Source organism: Peribacillus sp. NPDC058002 (assembly GCF_042886655.1).
Classification (GTDB): Bacteria; Bacillota; Bacilli; order Bacillales; family DSM-1321; genus Peribacillus; species Peribacillus aracenensis.
In genome coordinates, this window is the sequence record NZ_JBHVQU010000320.1 from 1 (window position 1) to 3,487 (window position 3,487).

At 37.9% G+C, this 3,487-nt stretch carries 5 protein-coding genes; 4 read left to right on the plus strand and 1 reads right to left on the minus strand.

From position 1 onward, the window contains the following. The coding region (locus tag ACFVSH_RS24280) for a VOC family protein (protein ID WP_387708292.1) at positions 1-326 on the minus strand (326 nt) is incomplete at its 3' end. A gap of 352 nt (positions 327-678) precedes the next feature. Here ACFVSH_RS24280 and ACFVSH_RS24285 point away from each other — a divergent pair. The 4 genes from ACFVSH_RS24285 (at position 679) to ACFVSH_RS24300 (ending at position 3,297) form a co-directional block, all read left to right on the plus strand. After that, a complete protein-coding gene (locus ACFVSH_RS24285) occupies positions 679-1,146 on the plus strand; it encodes a DinB family protein (RefSeq protein ID WP_387598524.1) in 468 nt (155 codons plus the stop codon). A 66-nt stretch (positions 1,147-1,212) separates the two neighbouring features. Next, complete coding sequence (locus tag ACFVSH_RS24290; protein WP_342615726.1) at positions 1,213-1,626, plus strand: VOC family protein; 414 nt, start codon at positions 1,213-1,215, stop codon at positions 1,624-1,626. A gap of 232 nt (positions 1,627-1,858) precedes the next feature. Further along, positions 1,859-2,359, plus strand: coding sequence for a VOC family protein (locus ACFVSH_RS24295; protein ID WP_387708295.1), 501 nt, complete (start codon positions 1,859-1,861; stop codon positions 2,357-2,359). A gap of 386 nt (positions 2,360-2,745) precedes the next feature. Further along, positions 2,746-3,297, plus strand: a complete 552-nt coding sequence (locus ACFVSH_RS24300) for a DUF402 domain-containing protein (protein ID WP_387708297.1) — start codon at positions 2,746-2,748, stop codon at positions 3,295-3,297. Positions 3,298-3,487 lie beyond the last annotated feature (190 nt).

Consider the following 3,487-nt stretch of genomic DNA (forward strand, 5'->3'; position numbering starts at 1 on the left):
GCTCTTCCAGATGGCATATTCACAAGTTCCCCGACTTTGATATTCTTCTCAGAAAAGTCTTTATATAATTCATCAAGATTATCCGAGTAAAACATTAACGAAGGTGTATTAAGATTTAATTCAGGCTGCATTTTAGCAATGAATTCCTTATTATGAAGGATGATACTCGTTTGTGCTTCCTTTGTTGGGGCTATTTCAATCCATCTTAGCCCTTGGCCGTCATCTTCTTCAGAAATTACACTAAAACCGAATTTTTCCGTCCAAAATTTCAATGACTCGTCTTGGTTATTTACATATAACATGATTTGACCGACTTTATTAATCATTTGCTTCTCTCCCTTTCTTCTGGCTTCGTTATTAATGATATCCATTAAGTATAAGCATATTGTTGGTTGGAACTAGATAACTAATTGAATGGTATAATAAATACAAAATTTAATCAATATTTACCAAGGTTCCTGGCTTTTGGAAGTCAATTTCTTACGAATATTGCTTAATTATCACTTCTGCATGATCCAAGTAATCTGTATGTGCGAATTCCCTTCCAGATATTGCGCTATCACCGTTAATCGTTCCATAACTCCACCACTCTTATGGGAGTAAAAATTTGCAGGAGTAGCAGGACTTTTCGATTTTCCCCAGAACTTCTATACAGAGTATTTCTCAAAGGAGAGTGAAATGATGGTTCTATCGAAAGAGGGTTTGCTAAATATATTAGAAGGCAACAGGAGATTAACGATGCGGGTGGTTGAAGCCTTTCCTGAAGAGGAATTATTTAACTATACCCCGGCTGGGAAGCTTCGCCCTTTCGCAGAGATGGTTAAAGAAATCATGAACATTGAGACTGGATATATGCGTGGTATTGCACTTAGTGTTTGGGAGTATCCAGATTCGTTTGCTGGGATTTCCACCAAAGAGGAACTAGTTTCAGCATGCGAAGCGGTAAGGGCTGATACAAGGAAACTGTGGGAGGAAATGAATGAGGGAACGCTTGCAGTCGTGGAAAAGGATCCCTTTTTCGGTCCCTCACAAAGCCACTTTGATAGACTTCAATATGCTTTGGAAAATGAAATCCATCATAGGGGACAAGGGTATATCTATCTTAGAACGCTCGGAATTGAACCACCGGAATTTTTCGTCAGGTAATAATGAAACATGATGTCATTAAACTTGTAGCAACGAATAATAAATAAAAAAATAGGAGTGAGATAAATGTCAGTTGATGCATATCTTAATTTTAATGGGAATTGTCGAGAAGCAGTAGAGTTTTACGCAGAGGTTTTTGGAACGGAGCAACCAAATATCATGACCTTTGGTGAAACACCTCCTAATCCGGAATTTCCCCTTCCAGAAGAAGCGAAAAATTTAGTCATGCATACAAGGCTGAATATTAATGGAAGCAATGTCATGTTTTCCGATACTTTTCCTGGTATGCCCTTTGTTGAAGGTAACAATATCAGCCTGGCATATGTCGGTAATGATTTGGAAGAAATTAAATCGATCTTTAACAAACTTAGTGTAGGAGGCACGGTTGGTATGGAGCTCCAAGAAACATTCTGGAGTAAAATTTACGGTCAGTTAACCGATAAATTCGGAATCAAATGGCAATTTAACTTCGAGAGCTAAGAAATGAAGATGAGCCTTTATTGATTAATCTTCAATTTGGATATAGGTCTTTTCACTGGTGAAAAGTTTCTATATCCTTTTTGTATTTCCATCACCAGGGGCAAAGATACTATAACTAGTATAAGGAAATAACTTTTCGTTAACCCTTAGCGGATGCTATAAAAAGGTTATCAGTTAACTGATTGGCAAGTAAAAATTGAATTCTCAAATATGTAATCGAAAAGGAGAAATTATGAAAAATAAAATTCAAAAAATCACAACTAACTTGTGGTTCGATACTCAAGGTGAAGAGGCGGCAAAGTTCTACACTTCCATCTTCGGAAATTCTAAGATTGGAAGAATTACTCGCTATGGAAATGAAGGGAATCAAATCCACGGGAAGCAAGAGGGATCAGTGATGACCGTGGAATTTGAGTTGGAAGGACTAGCATTCGTAGCATTGAATGGCGGTCCTCAATTCAAATTCACAGAGGCAATATCATTTATCATCCATTGCGAGGATCAAGAAGATGTGGATTATTATTGGGGGAAACTTTCCGAAGGCGGAGACGAAAAAGCGCAAGTGTGCGGTTGGCTGAAAGATAGATTTGGTGTTTCATGGCAAATTGTCCCTGCGGAACTAACCGAGATGGTAAACGACCCGAATCCTGAAAAATCGGAAAGACTAATGAAAGCCCTGCTCCAAATGAAGAAAATTGACATTAAAACTCTAAAGCAGGCGTATATAGGATAGGATCCAGGAAACAACTACCTCGTAAGTTGTGTTTATTCCAGAAGCGTACGAATTTGAAGTAAATTAAGCCTATTTTCTTGGTACTTCAGGTGTGAAATTAGGTTTTGAGATTTAAATTTCCTTGAAGCTGTTAATCCTCATTTCCTGGCGATCCACCTATTGGAAAGGCTGTTTTCGCATACTTTGTTCTATTTACCAAGTAAAGCCGTGTGGTTGATTTCCCCTCCAAATGCTCCTTTCCGCGTGGCAGGTGAGCCTCCAATCAACCTTAAATCGTTTTGTTTTAAAAAAAACAATCTTTACGAAAAGAGCCTTTAGAAAAGAAAAACCTTATTGAGTATAATGAAATAAATGATCTAGATAGTTTTTAAGGGAGAATAGAAACGATGGACAATATATTTACACCAGCACTACAGCGTGGCGATGAAATAATAGAAAGAAAAATCCGCTATGACTCCTTAGTTGTGGAATATAACTGTTTGCTGTTAAAAGCACAAAAGCAACATGTCGTGCTTTTTCATGAAATCATGGATTCGTTCACGATGAAAGCGGGTCCTATAAAACTAACCATTCCTATAGGCAGTTATACGATTGCTCATTATTGGAAAGACCGTCCTTATAATTTATACATCTGGAGAGATAACGAAGGGCATTATTTAGGATCCTATTTTAATATTGTAAGGAATACATATATAGAGGATAAGTTGGTTTCCTTTGAGGATTTGATCATTGATATCTTGGTGCTTCCGGATGGGGCACATTTTATTTTAGACGAGGAAGAGTTACCTGTGCCATTAGAGCAATATGAGAGTGGCTCTGTTAAACTAGCCCTAAATTCTTTGCTTGATTCCATTGATATTCTTCTTTCACAAACCATTTCAGAATCCGAGAAACTCTATAAACATAATGACCTCCTTCCATGGTTGAACAGCAAATGACAAATAAAAAGCCTACTTCATTCAGTAGGCTTTTTGTTCTCCCTCCCTCACTCACCATCAGCTTGAGCCGATATACTGTCGGCAAGCTCCTCAATGTTCTTAGATACCTTTGCACTGTATGAGTAATCACCGTAGCAATATGGGCATCGAAAATTCTCTTTGTCTCCGCCGCAATCATAAAGGGTAGGTT